Origin of the sequence: Paucisalibacillus algeriensis, assembly GCF_000577245.1 — a bacterium.
In the GTDB taxonomy this organism is placed as follows: Bacteria; Bacillota; Bacilli; order Bacillales; family Amphibacillaceae; genus Ornithinibacillus.
Window position 1 is genome coordinate 34,232 of the sequence record NZ_CBYO010000012.1, and the last position, 22,123, is coordinate 56,354.

General features: G+C 38.1%; 38 protein-coding genes and 1 other annotated feature (1 of these 39 only partly in view). Of the genes, 37 read left to right on the top strand and 1 reads right to left on the bottom strand.

Going from position 1 to position 22,123, the window contains the following annotated elements; translation table 11 throughout:
- The first annotated feature begins 28 nt into the window (after window positions 1–28).
- From rplC to TY11_RS09420, 37 genes are all read left to right on the top strand, one after another.
- Entirely contained in the window at window positions 29–658 is a 630-nt protein-coding gene (gene rplC / locus TY11_RS09240; RefSeq protein WP_042145392.1) for a 50S ribosomal protein L3, read from the top strand.
- Window positions 659–684: 26 nt separating this feature from the next.
- Window positions 685–1,308 (top strand): 50S ribosomal protein L4, encoded by a 624-nt coding sequence (gene rplD / locus TY11_RS09245; protein ID WP_042145393.1) that lies wholly within the window; start codon window positions 685–687, stop codon window positions 1,306–1,308.
- The gene (rplW, locus tag TY11_RS09250) at window positions 1,308–1,595 is read left to right on the top strand and encodes a 50S ribosomal protein L23 (protein WP_042145395.1); all 288 of its coding nucleotides are present in this window, start codon (window positions 1,308–1,310) and stop codon (window positions 1,593–1,595) included. The genes rplD and rplW overlap by 1 nt, the downstream gene beginning before the upstream one ends.
- Window positions 1,596–1,621: 26 nt before the next feature.
- Window positions 1,622–2,452, top strand: a complete 831-nt coding sequence (gene rplB, locus TY11_RS09255) for a 50S ribosomal protein L2 (protein ID WP_042145397.1) — start codon at window positions 1,622–1,624, stop codon at window positions 2,450–2,452.
- 54 nt (window positions 2,453–2,506) lie between these two features.
- Window positions 2,507–2,785 (top strand): 30S ribosomal protein S19, encoded by a 279-nt coding sequence (gene rpsS, locus TY11_RS09260; protein ID WP_026907478.1) that lies wholly within the window; start codon window positions 2,507–2,509, stop codon window positions 2,783–2,785.
- A gap of 21 nt (window positions 2,786–2,806) precedes the next feature.
- On the top strand, window positions 2,807–3,148 hold the full coding sequence (rplV, locus tag TY11_RS09265; RefSeq protein ID WP_042145399.1) for a 50S ribosomal protein L22: 342 nt from the start codon (window positions 2,807–2,809) through the stop codon (window positions 3,146–3,148).
- Window positions 3,149–3,151: 3 nt separating this feature from the next.
- Window positions 3,152–3,793: a 30S ribosomal protein S3 gene (gene rpsC, locus TY11_RS09270; protein WP_026907480.1), complete on the top strand. Its 642-nt coding sequence runs from the start codon at window positions 3,152–3,154 to the stop codon at window positions 3,791–3,793.
- 18 nt (window positions 3,794–3,811) lie between these two features.
- Entirely contained in the window at window positions 3,812–4,246 is a 435-nt protein-coding gene (rplP, locus tag TY11_RS09275; RefSeq protein WP_042145401.1) for a 50S ribosomal protein L16, read from the top strand.
- Entirely contained in the window at window positions 4,236–4,436 is a 201-nt protein-coding gene (gene rpmC, locus TY11_RS09280; RefSeq protein WP_042145403.1) for a 50S ribosomal protein L29, read from the top strand. Before rplP ends, rpmC begins: the two co-directional genes overlap by 11 nt.
- Window positions 4,437–4,460: 24 nt before the next feature.
- Window positions 4,461–4,724 carry a 30S ribosomal protein S17 gene (gene rpsQ, locus TY11_RS09285; RefSeq protein ID WP_042145406.1) on the top strand — a complete coding sequence of 88 codons (264 nt, stop codon included), beginning with the start codon at window positions 4,461–4,463 and terminating at the stop codon, window positions 4,722–4,724.
- A 42-nt stretch (window positions 4,725–4,766) separates the two neighbouring features.
- Window positions 4,767–5,135, top strand: coding sequence for a 50S ribosomal protein L14 (gene rplN, locus TY11_RS09290; protein ID WP_010095756.1), 369 nt, complete (start codon window positions 4,767–4,769; stop codon window positions 5,133–5,135).
- 34 nt (window positions 5,136–5,169) lie between these two features.
- Window positions 5,170–5,481, top strand: a complete 312-nt coding sequence (gene rplX / locus TY11_RS09295; RefSeq protein ID WP_042145409.1) for a 50S ribosomal protein L24 — start codon at window positions 5,170–5,172, stop codon at window positions 5,479–5,481.
- 27 nt (window positions 5,482–5,508) lie between these two features.
- Window positions 5,509–6,048, top strand: a complete 540-nt coding sequence (gene rplE / locus TY11_RS09300) for a 50S ribosomal protein L5 (RefSeq protein ID WP_081755887.1) — start codon at window positions 5,509–5,511, stop codon at window positions 6,046–6,048.
- 31 nt (window positions 6,049–6,079) lie between these two features.
- Window positions 6,080–6,265, top strand: coding sequence for a type Z 30S ribosomal protein S14 (locus TY11_RS09305; protein WP_026907486.1), 186 nt, complete (start codon window positions 6,080–6,082; stop codon window positions 6,263–6,265).
- A gap of 30 nt (window positions 6,266–6,295) precedes the next feature.
- Window positions 6,296–6,694, top strand: a complete 399-nt coding sequence (rpsH, locus tag TY11_RS09310; RefSeq protein WP_042145412.1) for a 30S ribosomal protein S8 — start codon at window positions 6,296–6,298, stop codon at window positions 6,692–6,694.
- A gap of 30 nt (window positions 6,695–6,724) precedes the next feature.
- Entirely contained in the window at window positions 6,725–7,261 is a 537-nt protein-coding gene (rplF, locus tag TY11_RS09315) for a 50S ribosomal protein L6 (protein WP_042145414.1), read from the top strand.
- Window positions 7,262–7,291: 30 nt separating this feature from the next.
- Complete coding sequence (gene rplR / locus TY11_RS09320; protein WP_042145415.1) at window positions 7,292–7,654, top strand: 50S ribosomal protein L18; 363 nt, start codon at window positions 7,292–7,294, stop codon at window positions 7,652–7,654.
- A gap of 20 nt (window positions 7,655–7,674) precedes the next feature.
- Window positions 7,675–8,178, top strand: a complete 504-nt coding sequence (gene rpsE / locus TY11_RS09325; RefSeq protein WP_042145417.1) for a 30S ribosomal protein S5 — start codon at window positions 7,675–7,677, stop codon at window positions 8,176–8,178.
- Window positions 8,179–8,191: 13 nt separating this feature from the next.
- Window positions 8,192–8,374, top strand: coding sequence for a 50S ribosomal protein L30 (gene rpmD / locus TY11_RS09330; RefSeq protein ID WP_042145419.1), 183 nt, complete (start codon window positions 8,192–8,194; stop codon window positions 8,372–8,374).
- Between the two features lie 30 nt (window positions 8,375–8,404).
- On the top strand, window positions 8,405–8,845 hold the full coding sequence (rplO, locus tag TY11_RS09335; RefSeq protein WP_042145421.1) for a 50S ribosomal protein L15: 441 nt from the start codon (window positions 8,405–8,407) through the stop codon (window positions 8,843–8,845).
- Window positions 8,845–10,137, top strand: coding sequence for a preprotein translocase subunit SecY (gene secY, locus TY11_RS09340; RefSeq protein ID WP_042145424.1), 1,293 nt, complete (start codon window positions 8,845–8,847; stop codon window positions 10,135–10,137). Before rplO ends, secY begins: the two co-directional genes overlap by 1 nt.
- A gap of 30 nt (window positions 10,138–10,167) precedes the next feature.
- Window positions 10,168–10,812 (top strand): adenylate kinase, encoded by a 645-nt coding sequence (locus TY11_RS09345; RefSeq protein WP_042145427.1) that lies wholly within the window; start codon window positions 10,168–10,170, stop codon window positions 10,810–10,812.
- A 419-nt stretch (window positions 10,813–11,231) separates the two neighbouring features.
- A complete protein-coding gene (infA, locus tag TY11_RS09350) occupies window positions 11,232–11,450 on the top strand; it encodes a translation initiation factor IF-1 (protein WP_010095735.1) in 219 nt (72 codons plus the stop codon).
- Window positions 11,451–11,481: 31 nt separating this feature from the next.
- The gene (rpmJ, locus tag TY11_RS09355; RefSeq protein WP_010095733.1) at window positions 11,482–11,595 is read left to right on the top strand and encodes a 50S ribosomal protein L36; all 114 of its coding nucleotides are present in this window, start codon (window positions 11,482–11,484) and stop codon (window positions 11,593–11,595) included.
- A gap of 20 nt (window positions 11,596–11,615) precedes the next feature.
- Window positions 11,616–11,981 (top strand): 30S ribosomal protein S13, encoded by a 366-nt coding sequence (gene rpsM, locus TY11_RS09360; RefSeq protein WP_042145433.1) that lies wholly within the window; start codon window positions 11,616–11,618, stop codon window positions 11,979–11,981.
- Window positions 11,982–12,002: 21 nt separating this feature from the next.
- Entirely contained in the window at window positions 12,003–12,392 is a 390-nt protein-coding gene (gene rpsK, locus TY11_RS09365; protein WP_042145435.1) for a 30S ribosomal protein S11, read from the top strand.
- A 293-nt stretch (window positions 12,393–12,685) separates the two neighbouring features.
- Entirely contained in the window at window positions 12,686–13,630 is a 945-nt protein-coding gene (locus TY11_RS09370; protein WP_042145437.1) for a DNA-directed RNA polymerase subunit alpha, read from the top strand.
- Window positions 13,631–13,675: 45 nt separating this feature from the next.
- Window positions 13,676–14,029 carry a 50S ribosomal protein L17 gene (rplQ, locus tag TY11_RS09375; RefSeq protein ID WP_042145440.1) on the top strand — a complete coding sequence of 118 codons (354 nt, stop codon included), beginning with the start codon at window positions 13,676–13,678 and terminating at the stop codon, window positions 14,027–14,029.
- A gap of 369 nt (window positions 14,030–14,398) precedes the next feature.
- Entirely contained in the window at window positions 14,399–15,238 is an 840-nt protein-coding gene (locus TY11_RS09380; RefSeq protein WP_042145442.1) for an energy-coupling factor ABC transporter ATP-binding protein, read from the top strand.
- Window positions 15,214–16,086 carry an energy-coupling factor ABC transporter ATP-binding protein gene (locus tag TY11_RS09385; RefSeq protein ID WP_042145444.1) on the top strand — a complete coding sequence of 291 codons (873 nt, stop codon included), beginning with the start codon at window positions 15,214–15,216 and terminating at the stop codon, window positions 16,084–16,086. Before TY11_RS09380 ends, TY11_RS09385 begins: the two co-directional genes overlap by 25 nt.
- The gene (locus TY11_RS09390) at window positions 16,079–16,879 is read left to right on the top strand and encodes an energy-coupling factor transporter transmembrane component T family protein (protein WP_042145446.1); all 801 of its coding nucleotides are present in this window, start codon (window positions 16,079–16,081) and stop codon (window positions 16,877–16,879) included. The genes TY11_RS09385 and TY11_RS09390 overlap by 8 nt, the downstream gene beginning before the upstream one ends.
- A 20-nt stretch (window positions 16,880–16,899) precedes the next feature.
- Entirely contained in the window at window positions 16,900–17,643 is a 744-nt protein-coding gene (truA, locus tag TY11_RS09395; protein WP_042145447.1) for a tRNA pseudouridine(38-40) synthase TruA, read from the top strand.
- A gap of 289 nt (window positions 17,644–17,932) precedes the next feature.
- Window positions 17,933–18,370, top strand: coding sequence for a 50S ribosomal protein L13 (gene rplM / locus TY11_RS09400; protein ID WP_042145448.1), 438 nt, complete (start codon window positions 17,933–17,935; stop codon window positions 18,368–18,370).
- 18 nt (window positions 18,371–18,388) lie between these two features.
- Window positions 18,389–18,781, top strand: coding sequence for a 30S ribosomal protein S9 (gene rpsI, locus TY11_RS09405; protein WP_042145449.1), 393 nt, complete (start codon window positions 18,389–18,391; stop codon window positions 18,779–18,781).
- A 176-nt stretch (window positions 18,782–18,957) separates the two neighbouring features.
- Window positions 18,958–19,278: a PadR family transcriptional regulator gene (locus TY11_RS09410; protein WP_042145451.1), complete on the top strand. Its 321-nt coding sequence runs from the start codon at window positions 18,958–18,960 to the stop codon at window positions 19,276–19,278.
- Entirely contained in the window at window positions 19,271–19,873 is a 603-nt protein-coding gene (locus tag TY11_RS09415; RefSeq protein WP_042145486.1) for a DUF1700 domain-containing protein, read from the top strand. The genes TY11_RS09410 and TY11_RS09415 overlap by 8 nt, the downstream gene beginning before the upstream one ends.
- A complete protein-coding gene (locus tag TY11_RS09420) occupies window positions 19,870–20,829 on the top strand; it encodes a DUF4097 family beta strand repeat-containing protein (protein WP_042145453.1) in 960 nt (319 codons plus the stop codon). Before TY11_RS09415 ends, TY11_RS09420 begins: the two co-directional genes overlap by 4 nt.
- Window positions 20,830–21,138: 309 nt before the next feature.
- Here TY11_RS09420 and TY11_RS09425 read toward each other — a convergent pair whose 3' ends face one another.
- Window positions 21,139–21,945 carry a YitT family protein gene (locus TY11_RS09425; protein WP_042145455.1) on the bottom strand — a complete coding sequence of 269 codons (807 nt, stop codon included), beginning with the start codon at window positions 21,943–21,945 and terminating at the stop codon, window positions 21,139–21,141.
- A gap of 123 nt (window positions 21,946–22,068) precedes the next feature.
- Window positions 22,069–22,123: a binding site (T-box leader), on the bottom strand; it runs 196 nt beyond the window's last position.

Consider the following 22,123-nt stretch of genomic DNA (forward strand, 5'->3'; position numbering starts at 1 on the left):
TTTGTTTTTATAATAGGAGGTGTAACGGATGACGAAAGGAATCTTAGGTCGAAAAATCGGCATGACACAGCTATTTAACGAAAACGGTGAGTTAATCCCGGTAACAGTTGTTCAAGCTGAACCTAACGTAGTTTTACAAAAGAGAACTCTTGAAAACGACGGTTATGAAGCAATTCAAATCGGTTTCCAAGATCTTAAGGAATCACGTACAAATAAAGCGGAAAAAGGTCATGCTGCAAAAGCAAACACAGCCCCTAAGCGCTACGTTCGTGAAATCCGTGACGTTAATCTTGATGAATATGAAGTTGGTCAAGAGATTAGCGTTGAAATTTTCCAAGCTGGAGAAAAAGTTGATGTAACTGGAACTTCTAAAGGTAAAGGATTCCAGGGTGTAATTAAGCGCCACAATCAATCTCGCGGACCAATGTCACATGGTTCTCATTACCATAGAGCACCAGGTTCAATGGGGGCAGTTGACCCAATGCGTGTATTCCCAGGCAAAAACTTACCAGGACATATGGGTGATGAACAAGTAACCATTCAAAACCTTGAAGTAGTAAGTGTTGATGTTGAACGCAACTTACTTTTAATCAAAGGTAATGTCCCAGGTGCTAAAAAATCATTCGTGAAAATCGCGGGTGCAATTAAGGCTAACTAATCATATAAACGAAGGGAGGATATGTCATGCCTAAAGTAGCACTATTTAAACAAGATGGTTCACAAGCTGGCGAATTCGAATTAAACGAATCCGTATTCGGTATTGAACCAAACACACATGTATTACACGAAGCGGTAGTTATGCAACGTGCATCAATGCGTCAAGGTACTCACGCTGTTAAAAACCGTTCTGAAGTTCGTGGCGGAGGTCGTAAGCCATGGCGTCAAAAAGGTACAGGCCGCGCGCGTCAAGGATCTATTCGCTCACCACAATGGGTAGGCGGTGGAGTTGTGTTCGGACCTACACCACGTAGCTATAGCTATAAGCTACCTAAAAAAGTTCGTCGTTTAGCACTTAAATCTGCTTTATCTTCTAAAGTTAAAGAAGAAAGCTTAGTTGTTTTAGAGAGTCTTGCATTCGATGCTCCTAAGACAAAAGAAGTAGTGAAAATGCTAAGTGCTTTAAATGTAAATGAAAAAGCTTTAATCGTAACTGCTGAAACTGATGAAAATGTTATTCGTTCAGCAAACAACCTACAAGGTGTTAAAGTTCTTACAGTAACTGAAGTTAATGTATTAGATTTGTTATCGCATGACAAGCTGATCTTAACTAAGGAAGCAGCTGAAAAAGCAGGGGAGGTGCTTGCATAATGACTGATGCACGTGATATTATTAAGCGCCCTGTTATCACTGAACACTCTGCTGACTTAATGGCAGAAAAGAAATACACTTTCGAAGTTAGTACAAAAGCTAACAGAACTCAAATCAAAGATGCCGTTGAGGAAATCTTTGGAGTGAAAGTAGAAAAAGTAAACACAATGAACCTAAAAGGTAAATTTAAGCGTATGGGTCGTTACGGTGGTTTCCGCCCAAATCGCAAAAAAGCTGTTGTACAGCTTTCTCAAGACAGTAAAGATCTAGACTTCTTTGAAGGCTAAGAATCATAGAGAAGGAGGGAAAAAAGATGGCGATTAAAAAATTCAAACCTACCTCTAATGGTAGACGTAATATGTCTGTATCTGATTTTGCTGAAATCACTACAGATAAACCGGAAAAATCCCTTTTAGCTCCACTTTCAAAACGCGGTGGACGTAATAACCAAGGGAAATTAACGGTTCGTCATCAAGGTGGCGGTCATAAGCGTCAATATCGTATCATTGATTTCAAACGTGATAAAGATGGTATACCAGGTCGCGTTGCTACAATCGAGTACGATCCAAACCGTACCGCTAACATTGCATTAATCAACTACGCTGACGGTGAAAAGCGTTATATCCTTGCACCGAAAGGTTTACAAGTAGGGCAAGAAATTGAATCAGGTGAAAATGCGGATATTAAAGTAGGTAACGCATTACCACTTGCAAATATTCCAGTTGGTACAATCGTACACAACATCGAATTAAAACCAGGTAATGGTGGCCAACTAGCTCGTTCTGCGGGTGCTGAGGCTCAAATTCTTGGTCGCGAAGAGAAATACACACTTGTGCGTTTAGCTTCTGGTGAAGTTCGCTTAGTATTATCAACTTGTCGTGCTACTGTAGGTCAAGTAGGTAACTTAGAACATGAACTAATCCGTGTTGGTAAAGCAGGACGTTCTCGTTGGAAGGGTATCCGCCCAACTGTACGTGGATCTGTTATGAACCCGAATGATCACCCACACGGTGGTGGTGAAGGACGTGCTCCAATCGGACGTAAATCACCAATGTCACCATGGGGCAAACCAACACTTGGTTACAAAACACGTAAACGTAATAAAACTACAGATAAGTATATTGTGCGTAAACGTAAAAAATAATCGTAACTATTGGTGGAAAGTATCCATCTCTGAACTTCGAAAGGAGGTTTATCCATGGGTCGTAGCTTAAAAAAGGGACCTTTTGCAGATGACCATCTATTGAAAAAGATTGATCAATTGAATGAATCTGATAAAAAGCAAGTTATTAAGACTTGGTCACGTCGTTCTACTATATTCCCAACTTTTATCGGTCATACTATCGCTGTTTATGATGGACGTAAACATGTTCCTGTTTATGTAACAGAAGACATGGTTGGACATAAATTAGGTGAATTTGCTCCAACTCGTTCATACAAAGGACACGCAAATGACGATAAGAAAACAAAACGCTAATGAGAGGAGGCGCTATAAGGTATGCAATCTAAAGCCGTAGCTAAATCAGTTCGTATTGCTCCTCGTAAAGTGCGATTAGTCGTTGATTTAATTCGAGGAAAAGAAGTTGGCGAAGCAATTGCTATTCTACGCCACACACAACGCGGTGCTTCTCCAGTTGTAGAAAAAGTGTTAAAGTCTGCTATCGCAAACGCAGAACACAACTACGAAATGGATACAGATAATCTAGTTATTTCTGAAGCATTCGTAAACGAAGGTGTTACATTGAAACGTTTCCGTCCACGCGCTCAAGGACGTGCAAGCAAAATTAATAAGCGCACTAGCCACATTACAGTGGTTGTAACAGAAAAGAAGGAGGGGTAGTTAGTGGGTCAAAAAGTGAATCCTACAGGTCTTCGCGTAGGTATCATTAAAGACTGGGAGTCTAAATGGTATGCTGGCAAAGACTATGCAGACTTACTACACGAAGATATCAAAATTAGAGAATATCTTGAAAACCGTTTAAAAACCGCAGCTGTTTCCCACATTGAAATCGAACGTGCAGCAAACCGTGTTAACGTTACGATTCACACTGGTAAACCAGGTATGGTTATTGGTAAAGGCGGTTCTGAAGTAGAAGCTCTACGTAACTCATTAAACGCTTTGACTGGCAAACGTGTTCACATTAACATTGTTGAAATCAAAAAAGTTGATGTAAATGCTAAGTTGGTTGCTGAAAATATTGCTCGTCAATTAGAAAATCGTATCTCATTCCGTCGTGCCCAAAAGCAAGCTATTCAACGTGCAATGCGTGCTGGTGCAAAAGGAATTAAAACTCAAGTATCTGGACGCCTAGGTGGCGCGGATATTGCTCGTGCTGAACACTATAGTGAAGGAACTGTTCCACTACACACACTACGTGCTGATATCGACTATGCAACTGCAGAAGCTGATACAACATATGGTAAACTTGGTATTAAAGTGTGGATCTATCGTGGTGAAGTCCTTCCGACTAAAACTAACAAATAAGGAAGGGGGCTTTTACGTATGTTAATGCCTAAACGTGTTAAATATCGTAGACAACATCGTGGTAAAATGAGAGGCCAAGCAAAAGGCGGTACTCAAGTTACATTCGGTGAATATGGATTACAGGCTCTTGAAGCGTCTTGGATTACAAGTCGTCAAATCGAAGCTGCTCGTATCGCTATGACTCGTTACATGAAACGTGGCGGTAAAGTATGGATTAAAATTTTCCCAGATAAGCCTTACACAGCGAAGCCTCTTGAAGTCCGCATGGGTTCCGGTAAAGGTGCTCCTGAGGGTTGGGTTGCTGTAGTAAAACCAGGAAAGATTATGTTCGAAATCGCTGGAGTTTCTGAAGAGGTTGCTCGTGAAGCACTAAGACTTGCTTCTCACAAACTTCCGATCAAAACAAAGTTTGTAAAACGTGAAGAAATTGGTGGTGAAATCAATGAAGGCTAATGAAATCAGAGAACTAACCACTGCCGAAATTGAACAAAAACTAAAATCATTAAAAGAAGAATTATTTAACTTACGCTTCCAACTTGCAACTGGTCAACTTGAAAACACTGCACGTATTCGTGAAGTAAGAAAGACCCTTGCACGTATGAAAACTGTTGTACGTCAACGTGAACTAAGCGTAAACAACTGATAATGAGAGGAGGTTAGCCTCAAAATGACTGAACGTAATAATCGTAAGGTATATACAGGTCGTGTTGTTTCAGATAAAATGGACAAAACAATTACTGTTTTAGTTGAAACTTATAAAAACCACAAATTATATGGTAAACGTGTTAAATACTCTAAGAAGTTTAAAGCTCATGATGAAAACAACCAAGCAAAAACTGGTGATATCGTTCGCATCATGGAAACTCGTCCGCTATCAGCAACTAAACGTTTCCGTCTAGTTGAAGTCGTTGAAGAAGCGGTCATTATATAATAAAGTTCGTTCGGAAGATATCCGAAAGGAGGTCGCAGACGTATGATTCAACAAGAAACTCGTCTAAAAGTTGCAGATAACTCTGGTGCTCGTGAGTTATTAACCATTAAAGTACTTGGTGGTTCTGGACGTAAAACTGCAAACATTGGTGATGTAATTGTTTGTTCTGTAAAACAAGCAACACCAGGAGGCGTTGTCAAAAAAGGTGACGTTGTTAAAGCAGTTATTGTTCGTACTAAATCAGGTGTTCGTCGTAAAGACGGTTCGTATATTCGTTTTGATGAAAATGCTGCAGTAATCATTCGTGACGACAAAAGTCCAAGAGGTACTCGTATCTTCGGACCAGTTGCGCGTGAATTACGTGATGCACAGTTCATGAAAATCGTATCTCTAGCTCCAGAAGTTCTATAAGAAGTGAATTACCTTGTAAGGAGGTGCGTCAAGCATGCATGTAAAAAAAGGTGATAAAGTTATCGTTATTTCCGGCAAAGACCGTGGTAAAACTGGAACAATCTTAGAAGCATATCCGAAAAAGGAACGTGTACTTGTTGAAGGTGTAAACATGATCAAAAAACACGCTAAGCCTTCACAAGAAAACCCACAAGGTGGGATTCTTAACCAAGAAGCTCCTATTCATGTTTCTAACGTGATGCCAGTAGATCCGAAATCCGGCCATCCAACTCGTATTGGTTATGAAGTACGTGATGGAAAGAAAGTCCGCATTGCTAAAAAATCCGGTGAAGCATTAGATAAATAGTATGTGCTGTGAAAGGAGGGCAACATGGTGAATCAATTAAGACAAAAATACCAAGATGAAGTTGTATCATCGTTAATGAATAAATTTAACTATAAGTCTGTTATGGAAGTGCCTCAGTTAGAAAAGATCGTTATCAACATGGGTGTTGGTGATGCAGTTCAAAACTCTAAGGCACTAGATAGCGCAGTAGAAGAACTAGCATTAATTTCTGGTCAAAAGCCTATGATTACACGCGCTAAAAAATCAATCGCTGGTTTCCGTCTACGTGAAGGAATGCCGATTGGAGCGAAGGTTACTCTTCGTGGTGAGCGTATGTATGAATTCCTTCAAAAGCTAGTATCAGTTTCTCTTCCACGTGTACGTGACTTCCGTGGAATCTCTAAGAAAGCTTTTGATGGTCGTGGTAACTACACGCTAGGTGTTAAAGAACAATTAATTTTCCCAGAAATTAATTACGATAAAGTAAGTAAGGTGCGCGGTATGGATATTGTTATCGTAACAACTGCTAATACCGATGAAGAAGCACGTGAACTTTTAGCTCAGCTAGGCATGCCTTTCCAAAAATAGAGCTCATGAGCTAATACAAGGAGGGAAAATTGTGGCTAAGAAATCTATGATTGCGAAACAAAAACGCCCACAAAAATTCGCTGTACAAGAATATACTCGTTGTGAACGTTGTGGCCGTCCGCACTCTGTAATGCGTAAATTTAAACTTTGCCGTATTTGTTTCCGCGAACTTGCCTATAAAGGTCAAATTCCTGGTGTCAAAAAAGCAAGCTGGTAAACCCCGATTAGGGAAGGAGGTAATTTAGTAATGGTTATGACAGATCCAATCGCAGATATGCTAACTCGTATTCGTAATGCGAACATGGTAAAACATGAAAAGTTAGAACTTCCTGCTTCTAAAATTAAAACTGAAATTGCTGATATTTTAAAACGTGAAGGCTTTGTACGTGACTACGAAGTTATTGAAGATAACAAGCAAGGGATCTTACGTGTATTCCTTAAGTACGGTGCTAATGAGGAAAAAGTAATTACAGGTATTAAACGTATTAGTAAGCCAGGATTACGTGTATATGCAAAAGCTGATGAAGTACCTCGTGTACTAAACGGTCTAGGTATTGCAATCGTATCAACTTCTAAAGGTGTTCTTTCTGATAAAGAAGCACGCTCTCAAGCTGTTGGTGGCGAAGTACTTGCATACGTATGGTAATTTATTTTTAAAGATGAGGAGGTGCATGGAATGTCTCGTATAGGACTTAAACCAATTGAGATTCCGAGTGGTGTAGAAGTAAAACTTAACGGTGATACAGTAACTGTAAAAGGCCCTAAGGGCGAACTAACAAGAAATTTTCATAGCGATATGAACATTGTTGTTGCAGATAACGTTTTAACAGTTGAACGTCCAAGTGATCAAAAGGAACATCGATCATTACACGGAACAACTCGTAGCTTACTTGCTAACATGATAGAAGGTGTTTCTAAAGGCTTTGAAAAACAACTTCAAATCATCGGTGTTGGTTATCGTGCACAAAAACAAGGTAATAAAGTTGTTGTGAATGCTGGGTATTCTCATCCAGTTGAAATAGATCCAATTGACGGTATTGAAATCGATGTACCAAGTAATACTTCTGTAATCGTTAAAGGTATTGATAAAGAGAAAGTTGGAGCAGTTGCTTCCAACATCAGAGCTATCAGACCACCAGAGCCTTATAAAGGTAAAGGTATTCGTTACGTTGATGAATATGTACGTCGTAAAGAAGGTAAAACTGCTAAGTAAGGTTAGTTAGGCGAGAAAGGAGTGACCCAGATGATCACAAAACCTGACAAAAATGTTGCACGTAAGAGAAGACATAATCGTGTTCGTAAAAATCTATTTGGAACAGCAGAACGTCCTCGTCTAAACGTGTATCGTTCAAATAAACACATTTATGCACAGTTAATCGATGATACTAACGGCGTAACATTAGTTAGCGCATCTACTGTTGATAAAGAATTAAGCGTTGATTCAACTAGCAGTGTTGATGCTGCAACTAAAGTTGGAGAATTGATCGCAAAACGTGCCCAAGATAAAGGTCATAAATCAGTTGTATTTGATCGCGGAGGCTACCTTTATCATGGACGTGTAAAAGCACTTGCAGATGCTGCTCGTGAGGCAGGTCTTGAATTTTAATTGTAAAAGGAGGGACATAGATGAAAACAGTAATCGATCCTAATAAATTAGATCTTGAAGAACGTGTTGTAGCGGTTAACCGCGTTGCAAAAGTAGTTAAAGGTGGACGTCGTTTCCGTTTTGCTGCACTAGTTGTAGTAGGAGATAAGAACGGTCACGTTGGATTTGGTACTGGTAAAGCACAAGAGGTACCGGATGCAATTAAAAAAGCAGTTGACGATGCTAAGAAAAACTTAATTACTGTACCTATCGTTGGTACTACAATTCCACACGAAATTCACGGAGTGTTCGGATCTGGTAACGTATTAATGAAACCAGCTTCTGAAGGTACTGGAGTTATCTCTGGTGGTCCGGTTCGTGCCGTACTAGAACTTGCAGGTGTTGGTGACATTTTAACTAAATCACTTGGTTCTAATACACCAATTAATATGATTCGCGCTACAATGAATGGTTTAAACAACCTTAAACGCGCAGAAGACGTTGCAAAACTAAGAGGAAAGTCTGTAGAAGAACTGTTAGGATAAGGAGGGAAACATTATGTCTAAAAAATTAGAAATCACCCTCACACGCAGTGTAATCGGTGCTAAAGAAAAACAAATTAAAACCGTTGAAGCACTTGGTTTAAAAAAGATTCGTCAAACCGTAGTTCTTGAGGATACTCCAGCTGTTCGTGGAATGGTTAATAGAGTATCTCACCTAGTAGCGGTTAAAGAAGGTTAATAAACATAAGCGTAAAGAGGAGGTGCTCGTATGAAACTTCATGAATTGAAGCCAGCAGAAGGATCACGCAAAGAAAGAAACCGTGTTGGTCGCGGTACATCATCTGGTAACGGAAAAACTTCTGGTAGAGGACACAAAGGACAAAATGCTCGTTCAGGCGGTGGCGTTCGCCCAGGATTTGAAGGTGGACAAATGCCATTATTCCAACGTTTACCAAAACGTGGATTTACAAACATTAACCGCAAAGAATATGCTATAGTGAACTTAGACGTATTAAATCGATTTGAAGACGGCACAGAAATTACTCCTGAGTTATTAATTGAATCAGGTGTCGTAAAGAACGAAAAATCAGGTATCAAGATACTTGGAAATGGTTCCGTCGAAAACAAATATACCGTTAAAGCTCATAAGTTCTCTGCTTCTGCAAAAGCAGCTATCGAAGAAGCGGGCGGTAAAACAGAGGTGATCTAATGTTCCGTACATTCTCCAATTTTATGCGCGTGGCTGACATTAGACGGAAAATACTTTTTACATTGGCTTTGTTAATTGTATTCCGTCTTGGCACATTTATTCCTGTGCCGTTCACAGATAAAAATGCACTTGCATCTTTAGACCAACAAAATAATGTATTTGGATTCCTAGATACATTTGGCGGTGGGGCATTAATGAATTTCTCCATTTTAGCAATGGGGATTATGCCTTATATTACAGCATCAATCATTATGCAATTACTACAAATGGATGTTGTACCGAAGTTTACCGAATGGAAAAAACAAGGTGAAATGGGCCGTAAAAAGTTAGCACAAGTAACTCGTTATGGAACAGTGGTTCTTGCGTTTGTCCAGGCGATTGCTATGTCAATTGGGTTCAATGCAATGGCTGGCGGATTATTAATCCGTGATCCTGGTCCTGGTAAATTCCTAATTATTGCACTTGTACTAACGGCAGGAACAACATTCTTAATGTGGTTAGGTGAACAAATAACAGCTCATGGAGTTGGGAATGGAATTTCGATACTGATTTTTGCTGGTATCGTTGCTGCTGTACCGAATGCTGTTAACCAATTATTCGTCCAGTACTTTACAAATGCTGGAGATCAATTGTTTATAAATATCATTATTGTTGTATTAATTGCATTAGTTGCAATTGCGATTACAGCAGGTGTTATCTTCGTAATACAAGCATTACGTAAGATACCGATTCAATATGCAAAGAAACTTGTTAATCGTTCTCCAGTTGGAGGTCACTCAACGCATTTGCCACTTAAAGTAAATGCTGCGGGAGTTATCCCGGTAATCTTTGCGATTGCATTCATTATGGCCCCAAGTACTGTTGCAAGCTTCTTTGAAGGTAATTTTGCTACAACAATCAGAACGATTTTTGATTATACAACGCCTGTAGGTATGCTTATATATGTAGCGTTGATTATTGCGTTTACGTATTTCTATACATTTGTTCAAGTTAACCCCGAACAAATGGCTGAAAACTTACAAAAACAAGGTGGATATATCCCAGGCATTCGTCCTGGTAAGAATACCGAAACATATCTTACTCGTGTTATCAATCGATTAACATTTGTAGGTGCGATATTCTTAGCTGCAGTTTCCGTTTTACCTATCATCTTTGGACAACTTGCAGGACTTCCACAAGCAGTTCAAATCGGCGGCACAAGTTTACTTATCGTTGTAGGTGTAGCAATTCAAACGATGAAGCAATTAGAAGGTCAGTTAGTGAAGCGACACTACAAAGGATTTATCAAGTAAGTAATGAGCCAATGAAGCGAGGGGAAAGTTTTGAATCTATTGTTAATGGGTCTTCCTGGTGCCGGTAAGGGTACACAGGCAGAGAAAATCAGTGAGAAATATAAAATCCCTCATATTTCAACAGGAGATATGTTCCGTTCTGCCATTAAAGAAGGAACAGAACTTGGAATTAAAGCGAAAAGCTTTATGGATCAAGGTGCACTTGTTCCGGATGAAGTTACAATTGGTATTGTAAAAGAGCGCTTGAGTAAAGACGATTGTGAAAAAGGTTTCTTGTTGGATGGTTTCCCAAGAACTATAGCACAAGCAGAGGCTTTACAAACGCTTTTATCCGAATTGAATCAAGAAATTGATCATGTTTTACATGTGAAAGTACCAGAAGAAAAGTTAGTGGAGCGTTTATCCGGTCGTAGAATCTGTCCAACATGTGGTAGAGCATATCATGTAATGTATAATCCTCCTGAAAAAGAGGGTATATGTGATAGAGATGGTTCTGCATTAATTCAGCGTGATGATGACAAACCAGAAACGGTTAAAAATCGTTTGGCGATTAATATTGAACAATCGAAGCCGTTACTTGACTTTTATGATGATAAAGGATATCTTGTAACCCTTAATGGGGACCAGGATATTAATAAAGTTTTCGAAGATATTCAATCGGTTATTGAAAAATAAGCTATTACTGTAGGCACCACGCTTTTAAACAATTCTATTTGATTCAAAAAGGTTTGAGTCGTGAGGTTATGCTTTATTCATATTTGCACAACAAGTGTTTGACAATATTAACCCTCAATTAGGTAAACGTTGTTAAGCGAAACTGATTCGATTCCACGAATAGGTCTTGTTTGTCGTATTTGGCAAGGACAAAGAAAGGCATTATCGGTTATTTTTGATGATGATCGTTATGTCTTGGTAACATGGGGAAAACGTAAATATGATCGACCAAAGATTAGAATAAACATCATATTGTTATATGGATTATACGTCTCCAGAAGTCCAAAACAGCCTTCTAGATACTGGTCGTGTCACAAATGAAAGTAAAAGCTAAATACGTTTGTAATTGTGACTGATTTAAAAGAAGGGAGATCAACACGATGGCGAAAGATGATGTAATTGAAGTGGAAGGAACCGTAACTGAAACATTGCCTAATGCAATGTTTAATGTAGAGCTTGAAAACGGCCATACGGTCTTGGCACACGTATCTGGTAAAATCCGAATGCACTTCATCCGTATTTTACCAGGTGATAAAGTAACGGTAGAACTCTCTCCGTATGACTTGACTAGAGGACGAATTACGTACCGTTATAAATAAGCGAGCTCCGATATAAAAGGAGGTAAAGATGATGAAAGTAAGAGCATCTGTAAAGCCGATTTGTGAAAAATGCAAAGTCATTAAGCGAAAAGGCAAAGTAATGGTGATTTGTGAAAATCCGAAACATAAGCAAAAACAAGGATAAGAAGGAGGTGCAAGATACTAATGGCACGTATTGGAGGAGTAGACGTACCACGTGAAAAACGTGTGGTAATCTCTTTAACATATATTTACGGTATTGGTAAGAATACTGCACAAAACATCTTAAAAGAAGCAGGCGTTTCTGAAGATACACGTGTACGTGATCTAACAGAAGATGAGTTAGGACGCATTCGTCAAGCAGTTGACGGATATACAACTGAAGGTGATCTTCGTCGTGAGGTTTCTCTTAACATTAAACGTCTTATTGAAATTGGATCATATCGTGGTTTAAGACACCGTCGTGGTTTACCGGTTCGTGGTCAAAATACGAAGAACAACTCTCGTACTCGTAAAGGCCCACGTCGTACAATCGCTAACAAGAAAAAATAACGTAAGGAGGTTAACAATTAGATGGCTCGTAAAACAAATACACGTAAACGTCGTGTGAAAAAGAATATTGAGACTGGTGTAGCACATATCCGTTCAACTTTCAACAACACTATCGTTACAATTACTGATGTTCAAGGTAATGTTATTGGATGGAGTTCTGCTGGTGCACTAGGTTTCAAAGGTTCTCGTAAATCTACACCATTCGCTGCACAAATGGCTGCTGAAACAGCTGCTAAGACTGCAGTAGATAATGGTATGAAAACTCTAGAAGTAACAGTTAAAGGTCCAGGAGCTGGTCGTGAAGCTGCTATTCGTTCGTTACAAGCAGCTGGACTAGAAGTTACAGCTATTAAAGATGTAACTCCAGTTCCTCATAACGGTTGCCGTCCACCAAAACGTCGTCGTGTATAATTTTAACGTATATTGATTTGTCACCCTGTCAATAATGGGTATGATGACTAAACGTATAGACGTAAACAGAGATAAATAAAATGACTAAGGTATATGAAAGAGTAGAGCTGGTAGTTAAATAAGACTCTCAGGACTTAGCTATTTGTAGCCTTACCTATACAGCATCGCATAGACAATAAAATACGAGAAAATATACAAGTTGTGCCCAAGTCGCCAACTTCCTATTTGAGGAATTTCGGTTAGATGTATAGGTCTAACCGGGGTTTCGACGTTTTAAAGGAGGGTATTATGGAATGATTGAAATAGAAAAGCCAAAGATTGAAACGGTTGAGATTAGTGATGATGCTACATTTGGGAAATTTGTGGTAGAACCGCTCGAACGTGGTTATGGTACAACTCTTGGAAACTCCTTGCGTCGTATTCTGCTATCCTCACTTCCAGGTGCTGCTGTTACTTCAGTTCAAATTGATGGAGCATTACATGAGTTTTCAACAATCGATGGAGTAGTTGAAGATGTTACAACAATCATTTTGAATTTGAAAAAGCTAGCCCTTAAAATCTATTCAGATGAACCAAAAACATTAGAAATTGATGTGCAAGGTGAAGGAGTAGTTACTGCTGCTGATCTAACCTATGATAGTGATGTAGAAGTATTAAATCCTGATCTTCCAATTGCAACACTTAATGCAAAAGGTAACTTGCGTATGAAAATTAATGCCGGGCGTGGTCGTGGTTATGTTCCAGCTGAAGCAAACAAACATGAAGATCAACCAATTGGTGTTATTCCAGTTGATTCCATTTTCACACCGGTATCACGTGTTACTTACCAAGTAGAGAATACTCGTGTAGGTCAAAGTGCAAACTACGATAAATTAACATTGGATGTTTCTACAGATGGAAGTATTCGTCCGGAGGAAGCAATTTCTCTTGGTGCAAAAATTCTATCAGAGCATTTAAATATTTTCGTGGGCTTAACAGATGAAGCACAGAATGTTGAAATAATGGTCGAAAAAGAAGAAGACCAAAAAGAAAAAGTAATGGAAATGACAATTGAGGAATTAGATCTTTCTGTTCGTTCTTACAATTGTTTAAAACGTGCTGGCATAAATACAGTTCAAGAGCTTTCAAATAAATCTGAAGAAGATATGATGAAAGTGCGTAACTTAGGTCGTAAATCTTTAGAGGAAGTTAAAGTAAAACTTGCTGATTTAGGCTTAGGTCTACGTAAAGACGACTAACAAAAACGGACATCTTTAGAGTTTCAAGAAAGGGAGGGATAGTCCATGGCTAGAAAACTAGGACGTACAACAGATCAACGACTAGCACTACTTCGTAACCTAGCTTCTGATTTGATTATTCATGAGCGCCTTGAAACAACAGAAGCTAAAGCGAAAGAGCTTAAGTCTGTTGTTGAGAAAATGATTACGTTAGGTAAACGTGGTGATCTACATGCTCGTCGTCAAGCTGCGGCATTCTTATACAATAAAGAAGCTAGCGAAGAAGATACAGTACTTCAAAAGCTTTTTAATGATGTTGCAAAGCGCTATGAAGACAGACAAGGTGGATACACACGCGTTCTTAAATTAGGTGAACGCCAAGGTGATGGAGCGAAAATGGCTATTATTGAATTAGTTTAATCAATCCATACGCGTTAAGGGCAGGACTTGATCTCTTCCACGAGGTGAAATCCAAGCCCTTTTTTTATAGTAAAATGTGTCGCGGGCTTGCCCAGAAACGTAAGGTATAAGCAATGGGCCGTAGAGCGGGTGATCTTACCGCACGGAGTGTCCCTTGCTTATATCCCGTAGTTTCTAGCCCAAGCGAAACTAGATTGGAACCGCTATCCCCGTAAATATGCAGACGAATTGACTACTTCGGTTGGAGTTCTTAAGTACCAGCTAGCATCGACTAAACAATCAACACCTGACATTTAACATAAACCAAAATTAATAGTAAAATACATACATATACCACCTATAGGCTTAGATAGACGAGGAGGAGTAAGCATGAGTGAGAAATTTATAGAGTTTAGGAATGTATCATTTCGATACGGAGACGAGCAGCCTTGGGTATTAGATAACGTTTCATTTGAAATTTATAAAGATGAGTGGGTTGCCATTATTGGGCATAATGGTTCTGGTAAATCCACAATTGCAAAGCTAATGAATGGGTTATTATATCCCCAACAGGGAGAAATTATTATAAATGGTACGCCAGTTAATGATGAGCATGTATGGAATGTTCGGAAGCAAGTAGGCATGGTGTTTCAGAATCCGGATAACCAATTTGTAGGGACAACTGTTCAGGATGATGTTGCTTTTGGAATGGAAAACCGAGGCATCCCTAGGGAAGAAATGGAGAAAAGAATTAAAGAAGTACTAAAAGCAGTTCGTATGGAAGATTATCTTTTAACTGAGCCACACCGTTTATCTGGAGGACAAAAGCAACGTGTTGCAATTGCTAGCGTTCTAGCAGTAAAGCCTGATGTACTAATACTAGACGAAGCAACAGCAATGCTAGATCCAAGAGGTCGCAAAGAAATTATGCGGACCGTTGCAGATATACAAGAAAAAAGTGAGATTTCTTTAATTACGATTACCCATGATTTACAGGAAGTCGTGATGGCAGAGCGCGTAATTGTTATGAATAATGGGAAAGTATGGGATGAAGCAATACCAAGGGATATTTTTGCAAAGAAGGATGAGTTAAGAAAGATTGGGTTAGATGTACCTTTTGTTGCGGTATTAGCTGATGAATTAAAACAGAATGATCTGTTGATCGAGAATGAACCATTAAATCATGATGAACTATTGGAGGAACTATGGACATTACATTTAAAGATGTAAGTTACATCTACCAAGCTAATTCACCTTTTGCTCATAAAGCATTAGAAAATCTATCCTTCCATATCCCATCAGGATCATTTGTCGCAGTCATCGGGCATACCGGATCAGGTAAATCAACTTTAATTCAACATTTAAATGGCCTTATAACACCAACCAAAGGCATTGTTCAAATTGGAGATTACCAACTAAATGCTGAGAAGAAACCGGAGAATTTAAAAGAACTACGAAGCAGAGTTGGGGTTGTTTTTCAGTATCCAGAGCATCAATTGTTTGATGAAACAGTTGCGAAGGATATTGCTTTTGGACCCAAAAACTTTGGGATTTCTGAGACGGAAATCCAAAGAAGGATAAAAGAAATAGTGCCAGCTGTTGGACTTGATGAAAAGTTACTAGACAGGTCTCCATTTGACTTAAGTGGTGGTCAGATGAGGAGAGTCGCAATAGCAGGAGTACTTGCAGTTAAACCGGAAATCCTCGTTTTAGATGAACCGACTGCAGGTTTAGACCCTAGAGGTCAGCGTGAAATTATGGATATGTTTTCTAGTCTCCACAAAGAACAAAAACTAACTACTGTACTAGTTACACATAGTATGGAAGATGCAGTTAAATATGCAGACCATGTCATTATTATGAATAAAGGGACAAAGTATATGGAGGGTACACCTGAAGAAGTATTTACCCAAAGGGAAGCACTCAATCAAGTACAGTTAGACGTTCCAGAAATGATTCAATTTATGAAAGCCTTTGAAGGGCGTTTTGGTCATGCTATTACCTTTAAACGACAGTCCATTCCGTCACTAGCCAAAGAGATTCGGCAAGCTTTAAAGGGGGCTGAATCACTTGAATAATGCGATAATAATCGGACAATATGTCCCAGGAAATTCTTTGGTACATCGATTAGACCCACGTATGAAAATAACGATTATTTTCTTGTTTGTTATTTTCGTGTTCTTTGCTAATAATGTTCTAAGCTATAGCATATTAACAGTATTTGCAGTCTTAACCGTCATAATCACTAAAATATCTTTTCGATTCATTTTAAAGGGTTTGACTCCTGTTTGGTTTTTGATTATTTTCACTTTAATATTGCATTTAATTGTTACAAAAGAAGGGACAGTTTTATACGAGTTATTAGGATTTAAAATATATTCTGGTGCCCTTATCCAAGGTTTTGCAATATCATTGCGCTTTTTCTTATTAATTCTTATAACATCATTATTAACACTTACCACAACACCAATTGAGATTACTGATGCGATAGAAGATATGTTACATCCTTTGAAAAAAATAAAGTTTCCGGTACATGAACTGGCTTTAATGATGTCAATTTCCCTACGCTTTATCCCAACATTGTTACAGGAAACAGATAAAATTTCAAAAGCTCAAGCTTCAAGAGGAGTAGACTTTCGTACAGGGCCAATTAAGGAGCGTATAAAGGCTATTGTTCCACTCTTAGTTCCTCTATTTGTTAGTGCATTTAAACGCGCAGAAGAGCTTGCAATGGCGATGGAGGCGAGAGGATACCAAGGTGGAGAAGGAAGGACAAAGCTAAGGCAATTAAAAATAAAGAACATTGATATTTTCGTCCTTTTAGTTTTCCTTCTAGTTGTTACGGGATTATTCATTACAAGAAACTATTAATAAAAGGAGGGTTGGATACTGTGCCAAAAGTAAAATGTAAGATCACTTATGATGGAACTAATTTTTTTGGCTACCAGGTCCAGCCTAAAAAGCGTACCGTACAAGGAGAACTTGAACATGCACTAGAAAAGATTCATAAGGGTGAAAAGGTGCGAGTCTATGCTTCTGGTAGAACGGATACAGGGGTACATGCAAAGGACCAAACCATTCATTTTGAGACGAACCTTACTATCCCAGGTGGTAGCTGGAAAAAGGCGCTGAATGCATTACTCCCTAATGATCTTTATATCCGCCATTCAGAAGTAGTCCCAAACGATTTTCATGCACGCTATAATGTCCGTGAAAAAGAATATCGTTATTTTGTTTTAAATAACGCGGAACCAGATGTTTTTCAAAGGAATTATGTATTCCACTATCGATACGACCTGGACTTCAATGCAGTGGAAGAAGCATGTAAATATTTAATTGGAACTCATGACTTTACTACTTTTTCTTCGGCTAAGTCTACGGTAAAAGGAGATAAAATTCGAACCCTATTTGAAGCTACCTGTCATAGGGAAGGTGATCAAATTGAATTTATTTTTCGAGGAAGTGGGTTTCTTTATAATATGGTCCGTATTATAGTAGGTACACTTTTAGAGGTTGGACAAGGAAAGAAAAAACCAGTAGATATTAAGAGGATTCTGGAGGCAAAGGATCGTAAATTAGCCGGAAAAACTGCTCCTGCGCATGGGTTATTTTTGTGGAAAGTAGATTACAAATGAGGAAAAAGACTCGACTAAACACGACATTTCCTGGGAAATATCGACGAATTTCTTACTTTACTCACAATGGTATATAATGAGCTTGTTAGTTTTTTAGTTAGAAACGTAAATAAATATAAAATAAATCTATCAAACCCTTGACAAAATGGCTCAATTTGATATATTATGGTCTATGGCAATTTATTTCTAAAACCGCGATTAGCCCCGGAACTAATTGTGTTGAAAATATAGGAATAACGAATTTTAAACTTTAAAAATGAATGAATGAAAATATGGAGGGAAACCAATCATGCGCACAACTTTCATGGCGAATGAAAACAATATCGAACGCAAATGGCTTGTTGTGGATGCTGAAGGAAAGCGTCTCGGCCGTCTAGCAAGTGAGGTTGCTGCAATCCTTCGCGGAAAGCATAAGCCAACTTACACACCACACGTTGATACTGGTGATTATGTAATCATCGTTAACGCTGAAAAAATTGAACTAACTGGAAACAAACTAGCTGACAAGAAGTACTACCGTCACTCTGGACATCCAGGTGGATTAAAAGAACGTAATGCTGAAGAAATGCGTACAAAATATCCTGAGCAAATGCTTGAGCTTGCTATCAAGGGCATGCTTCCAAAAGGATCTTTAGGACGTAAAATGGGCAAGAAATTACACGTTTATAGAGGTGCTGAACATAATCATGCAGCACAAAAACCTGAAGTTTACGAACTTCGCGGATAATAAAAGGAGGTAAATCAATTGGCACAAGTACAATACTACGGCACAGGTCGTCGTAAAAAGTCAACTGCACGCGTACGTTTAGTACCGGGTACTGGAAATGTAACTATCAATGGTCGTGAAGCAAAAGACTATTTCCCATATGAAACACAACTTTTAATTCTTAACCAACCACTACAAGCAACTGAAACTCAAGGAACTTATGATGTTTTAGTAAACGTTCAAGGTGGTGGATTTACTGGTCAAGCTGGTGCTATCCGTCATGGTATCGCACGTGCTTTACTAGAAGCAGATCCTGGTTACCGTCCAGCTCTTAAGAGTGCAGGGTTCTTAACTCGTGACCCTCGTATGAAAGAGCGTAAGAAATACGGTCTTAAAGGCGCTCGTCGTGCACCACAGTTCTCAAAACGTTAATATCATTACGCTTCAAGGCTCTTTTCACTTATGTGGAAAGGGTCTTTTTTTGTGCCTGAAATGTGTTTTAAAGGTTTCCAATTAATTGCTTGACATCGTATATTATACTCCATATAATATGAACGAATAATATTATACGGCGTATAATATTAAAAATTGAGTGGAGGTGTGTTTGAATGTCATTCCAACTGGGTTCCTCTTTACTTGATGCATGTGTCTTAGCGATATTGGCGAAAGAGGATGCCTATGGATATTCACTTACTCAGCAGGTCCGTGAAATTATGGATATTTCTGATTCAACACTTTACCCGGTACTTCGAAGATTACAAAAGAAGAATTTCTTAACAACATATGATCAACCATTTCAAGGGAGGAATCGCAGATATTATCGAATTACTGCCAGTGGAATAGAAAAGTATGAAGAGTTACTTCAAGATTGGGTGGAATATAAGAAAAAAATTGATTCTGTTTTAGTAGGGGGTATGAATGGTGAGTAAAGATGAATATTTAAAAAAACTTCGTTCGAAAATTAAGAAATTGCCACGTGAGGATGTAAATGAAGCAATCGATTATTATCAAGAATATTTTGCTGAAGCAGGGGAAGAGGATATAGAATCAGTTATTGCTAGGTTAGGTTCCCCATCCTTTGTTGCATCTCAGATTCTGGCAGACTATGCTGTAAAGGATATAACAACCAAAACTAGTACCGCTAAAAAAAACATCTCGGCTATTTGGTTTATCATCTTGGCAATATTTGCTTCTCCAATCGCTCTTCCATTGCTCATCATTGTAATCACCGTTGTATTTATATTAATCCTAGTTTGTGGTGTTTCAATTTTAACATTTCTTATCTTTATTGTTGGTTTGCCTATTTCTGGCCTTTATAGCATAATATCTGGTTTTGCAGTAATCGTTCAACATTGGCAAACTTCTCTGTTCTTTATAGGCATTGGCCTTATAGCCTTAGGGATTGGAGTGGTTTTAATTTCTCCATTTGTAAATTTCTCCAAAAAGGCTAGCTTAGGATTAGTAAATTTATTGAAGAAGCTTTTTGATAAAATTGCTAACAACACTAGGAGGGAATATAATTGAAAAAATCGAGAAAGCCTATCACCATAATTGGAGGCGGATTGATTATAGTAGGTATCCTACTTGCAACCATTGGACTTTTTGTTGGAGCAAATTTTACTATTGTCAATACTGATACTGGCTTAAAGGCAGTGGGCAATAACGATCGTTTACATGAAGAATTGTCATTAAAAGAATTCAAGAATATTGAACTAAATATTGCTGATGGCGATATAGAAGTTATTCCTTCAGATGAATATAAAATAGAAATTGAAAGAATGGAAGGTACAAAAATTACGCATGCAGTCGAAAACAAAACACTTTCCATTAAAGAGGAGACTAACTCTGGATTCAAATTTGTAATGAATTTCTCTTTTAACATTCAAGAAACAGTCATAAAAATATATGTACCAACAGATGCAGAATTCACAGATATTACAATTGCCAGTAAATTTGGCGATATACAATTAGATGGACTGAATGTAAACAAATTGCATGTCTATTCTAATGATGGTGAGGTAGCAATCGATAATATTCATTCGGATAAAATAGTCGTAGAAAACAAATATGGTGATGTTAAAAGCACAAATTTAAAAACAAACCATTTAGAGGTAGAAATAAATGATGGTGATGCAAATTTAGAGTCAATTGTTGCTGCAAATACTGTTTTAAATAATCACTATGGCGATACCTCTTTAAGTAATTTCACAAGCAAAGGAACTAAAATAGAAAGCGAGGATGGAGATATAAACATAAATGGAGAGCTTTTAGGACAAACAACTATCAATTCTAATTATGGCAATATTTATTTGAAACTAGCTAATAAAGAATCAGAGATGAGCTATAATATTCAGAATAAATATGGTGGTATTGTTGTAAATGATAACCAGTACGTAACAAAGGCTACTAATTCTGTAAACTCTCCTAATAAGATGGTTATCAACTCAAAGGATGGAGATGTAGAGGCTACTTTAAAATAAAAAGGTATTATTGACATTACAAGATTATACACCCTAAATAATACGGTCTAAAAGGCGCTAGTCGTACGTCTCATTTGTCAAACTGATAATGATAGAAGTATTACTCATTAGTATGTTTTCTCAAAATGTTTAATATGATGTTTTTATAGGCTCCTCCCCTTTGTGGAAGAGCCTTTTTAATGTATAAGAAATGAAATAGTTGGGATTCAACAATTTAAATAGCTGTAAATCTGTACCGTATTTCTGGAGAGGTTCTATTTGGATTTCCATTCACTAAAATACTTTAGTCCCTGTCTCATTTTAACTAATCTAGTTCTTAGCGAAAACACCATCAACTTCAACTGTCTCAAATATATTAATAAAGGCAGCTTCATCGCGTTGGCGAACAATCTTTTTTATTTGCCCCAGTTCATATCGCGTAACTACCATCATCAAAATATCTTTCTCCTCTTGGGTATAGCCACCGTATCCTTTTGTGATGGTAATACCTCGATAGACAGACTTCAATAAATCATTTCGGATAATATCCCCTTTTGAAGTGATAATTTGCATGGTTAACTTGATATGATTGGTATGAATCTTATCAATCATAATTCCGGTTAAGTAAATAGATAAAAGCGTATATAAGGCGATATTCCAGTTAAAAGCGGTCCCTGAGATAAGCACAATGATGCCATTCATGATGGTAAGGAGGAGACCAACACTAACGTTGCTAGTTCTGGACAGGATGATGGCGATGATATCCAATCCACCAGAAGTACCAGAGCACTTTAATATAATACCAATGCCAACTCCCCCAATAAGCCCTCCAAAAATTGTTGATAACAATATATTGTCTGTCACAGGAACTACGGGCAATAGATATAAGAAGAAGGATAAGGATACAACACAGATTAGTGTATTATAGGTAATCAACTTACCAAGTTTAAAGTAACCTAATATAATTAAAGGTAAATTAAGCAATAGATTCATTATACCAATATCAAATGGCGTAATTAGCCCGATTAAAATAGCTACTCCACTTATTCCACTACTTAATATTCCATAGGGAACAAGAAAGAAATTAAAACCAAATGCAACGATCAACGAACCGATGATAATTATTATATTTTTCATAAATAATGAGCCTCCTTATAGTTAAGTATCAATCAATTCCTAGGAAAAAGTTTTCTTGCAAGCATCCCTCAGTTGATATGATGTCCTTTTATCGTCTTTTTCCATAAAAAAACTCGCCCCCCAATTAGGGACGAGTTGGGCTCGCTATACCACCCATATTCCAATGTTTCATTATAAG

Coding starts and splice junctions, on each gene's coding strand:
- rplC (WP_042145392.1), top strand. CDS start 29: ATGACGAAAGGAATCTTAGGTCGAAAAATCGGCATGACACAGCTATTT.
- rplD (WP_042145393.1), top strand. CDS start 685: ATGCCTAAAGTAGCACTATTTAAACAAGATGGTTCACAAGCTGGCGAA.
- rplW (WP_042145395.1), top strand. CDS start 1,308: ATGACTGATGCACGTGATATTATTAAGCGCCCTGTTATCACTGAACAC.
- rplB (WP_042145397.1), top strand. CDS start 1,622: ATGGCGATTAAAAAATTCAAACCTACCTCTAATGGTAGACGTAATATG.
- rpsS (WP_026907478.1), top strand. CDS start 2,507: ATGGGTCGTAGCTTAAAAAAGGGACCTTTTGCAGATGACCATCTATTG.
- rplV (WP_042145399.1), top strand. CDS start 2,807: ATGCAATCTAAAGCCGTAGCTAAATCAGTTCGTATTGCTCCTCGTAAA.
- rplP (WP_042145401.1), top strand. CDS start 3,812: ATGTTAATGCCTAAACGTGTTAAATATCGTAGACAACATCGTGGTAAA.
- rpmC (WP_042145403.1), top strand. CDS start 4,236: ATGAAGGCTAATGAAATCAGAGAACTAACCACTGCCGAAATTGAACAA.
- rpsQ (WP_042145406.1), top strand. CDS start 4,461: ATGACTGAACGTAATAATCGTAAGGTATATACAGGTCGTGTTGTTTCA.
- rplN (WP_010095756.1), top strand. CDS start 4,767: ATGATTCAACAAGAAACTCGTCTAAAAGTTGCAGATAACTCTGGTGCT.
- rplX (WP_042145409.1), top strand. CDS start 5,170: ATGCATGTAAAAAAAGGTGATAAAGTTATCGTTATTTCCGGCAAAGAC.
- rpsH (WP_042145412.1), top strand. CDS start 6,296: ATGGTTATGACAGATCCAATCGCAGATATGCTAACTCGTATTCGTAAT.
- rplF (WP_042145414.1), top strand. CDS start 6,725: ATGTCTCGTATAGGACTTAAACCAATTGAGATTCCGAGTGGTGTAGAA.
- rplR (WP_042145415.1), top strand. CDS start 7,292: ATGATCACAAAACCTGACAAAAATGTTGCACGTAAGAGAAGACATAAT.
- rpsE (WP_042145417.1), top strand. CDS start 7,675: ATGAAAACAGTAATCGATCCTAATAAATTAGATCTTGAAGAACGTGTT.
- rpmD (WP_042145419.1), top strand. CDS start 8,192: ATGTCTAAAAAATTAGAAATCACCCTCACACGCAGTGTAATCGGTGCT.
- rplO (WP_042145421.1), top strand. CDS start 8,405: ATGAAACTTCATGAATTGAAGCCAGCAGAAGGATCACGCAAAGAAAGA.
- secY (WP_042145424.1), top strand. CDS start 8,845: ATGTTCCGTACATTCTCCAATTTTATGCGCGTGGCTGACATTAGACGG.
- infA (WP_010095735.1), top strand. CDS start 11,232: ATGGCGAAAGATGATGTAATTGAAGTGGAAGGAACCGTAACTGAAACA.
- rpmJ (WP_010095733.1), top strand. CDS start 11,482: ATGAAAGTAAGAGCATCTGTAAAGCCGATTTGTGAAAAATGCAAAGTC.
- rpsM (WP_042145433.1), top strand. CDS start 11,616: ATGGCACGTATTGGAGGAGTAGACGTACCACGTGAAAAACGTGTGGTA.
- rpsK (WP_042145435.1), top strand. CDS start 12,003: ATGGCTCGTAAAACAAATACACGTAAACGTCGTGTGAAAAAGAATATT.
- TY11_RS09370 (WP_042145437.1), top strand. CDS start 12,686: ATGATTGAAATAGAAAAGCCAAAGATTGAAACGGTTGAGATTAGTGAT.
- rplQ (WP_042145440.1), top strand. CDS start 13,676: ATGGCTAGAAAACTAGGACGTACAACAGATCAACGACTAGCACTACTT.
- TY11_RS09380 (WP_042145442.1), top strand. CDS start 14,399: ATGAGTGAGAAATTTATAGAGTTTAGGAATGTATCATTTCGATACGGA.
- TY11_RS09385 (WP_042145444.1), top strand. CDS start 15,214: ATGGACATTACATTTAAAGATGTAAGTTACATCTACCAAGCTAATTCA.
- rplM (WP_042145448.1), top strand. CDS start 17,933: ATGCGCACAACTTTCATGGCGAATGAAAACAATATCGAACGCAAATGG.
- TY11_RS09410 (WP_042145451.1), top strand. CDS start 18,958: ATGTCATTCCAACTGGGTTCCTCTTTACTTGATGCATGTGTCTTAGCG.
- TY11_RS09425 (WP_042145455.1), bottom strand. CDS start 21,945: ATGAAAAATATAATAATTATCATCGGTTCGTTGATCGTTGCATTTGGT.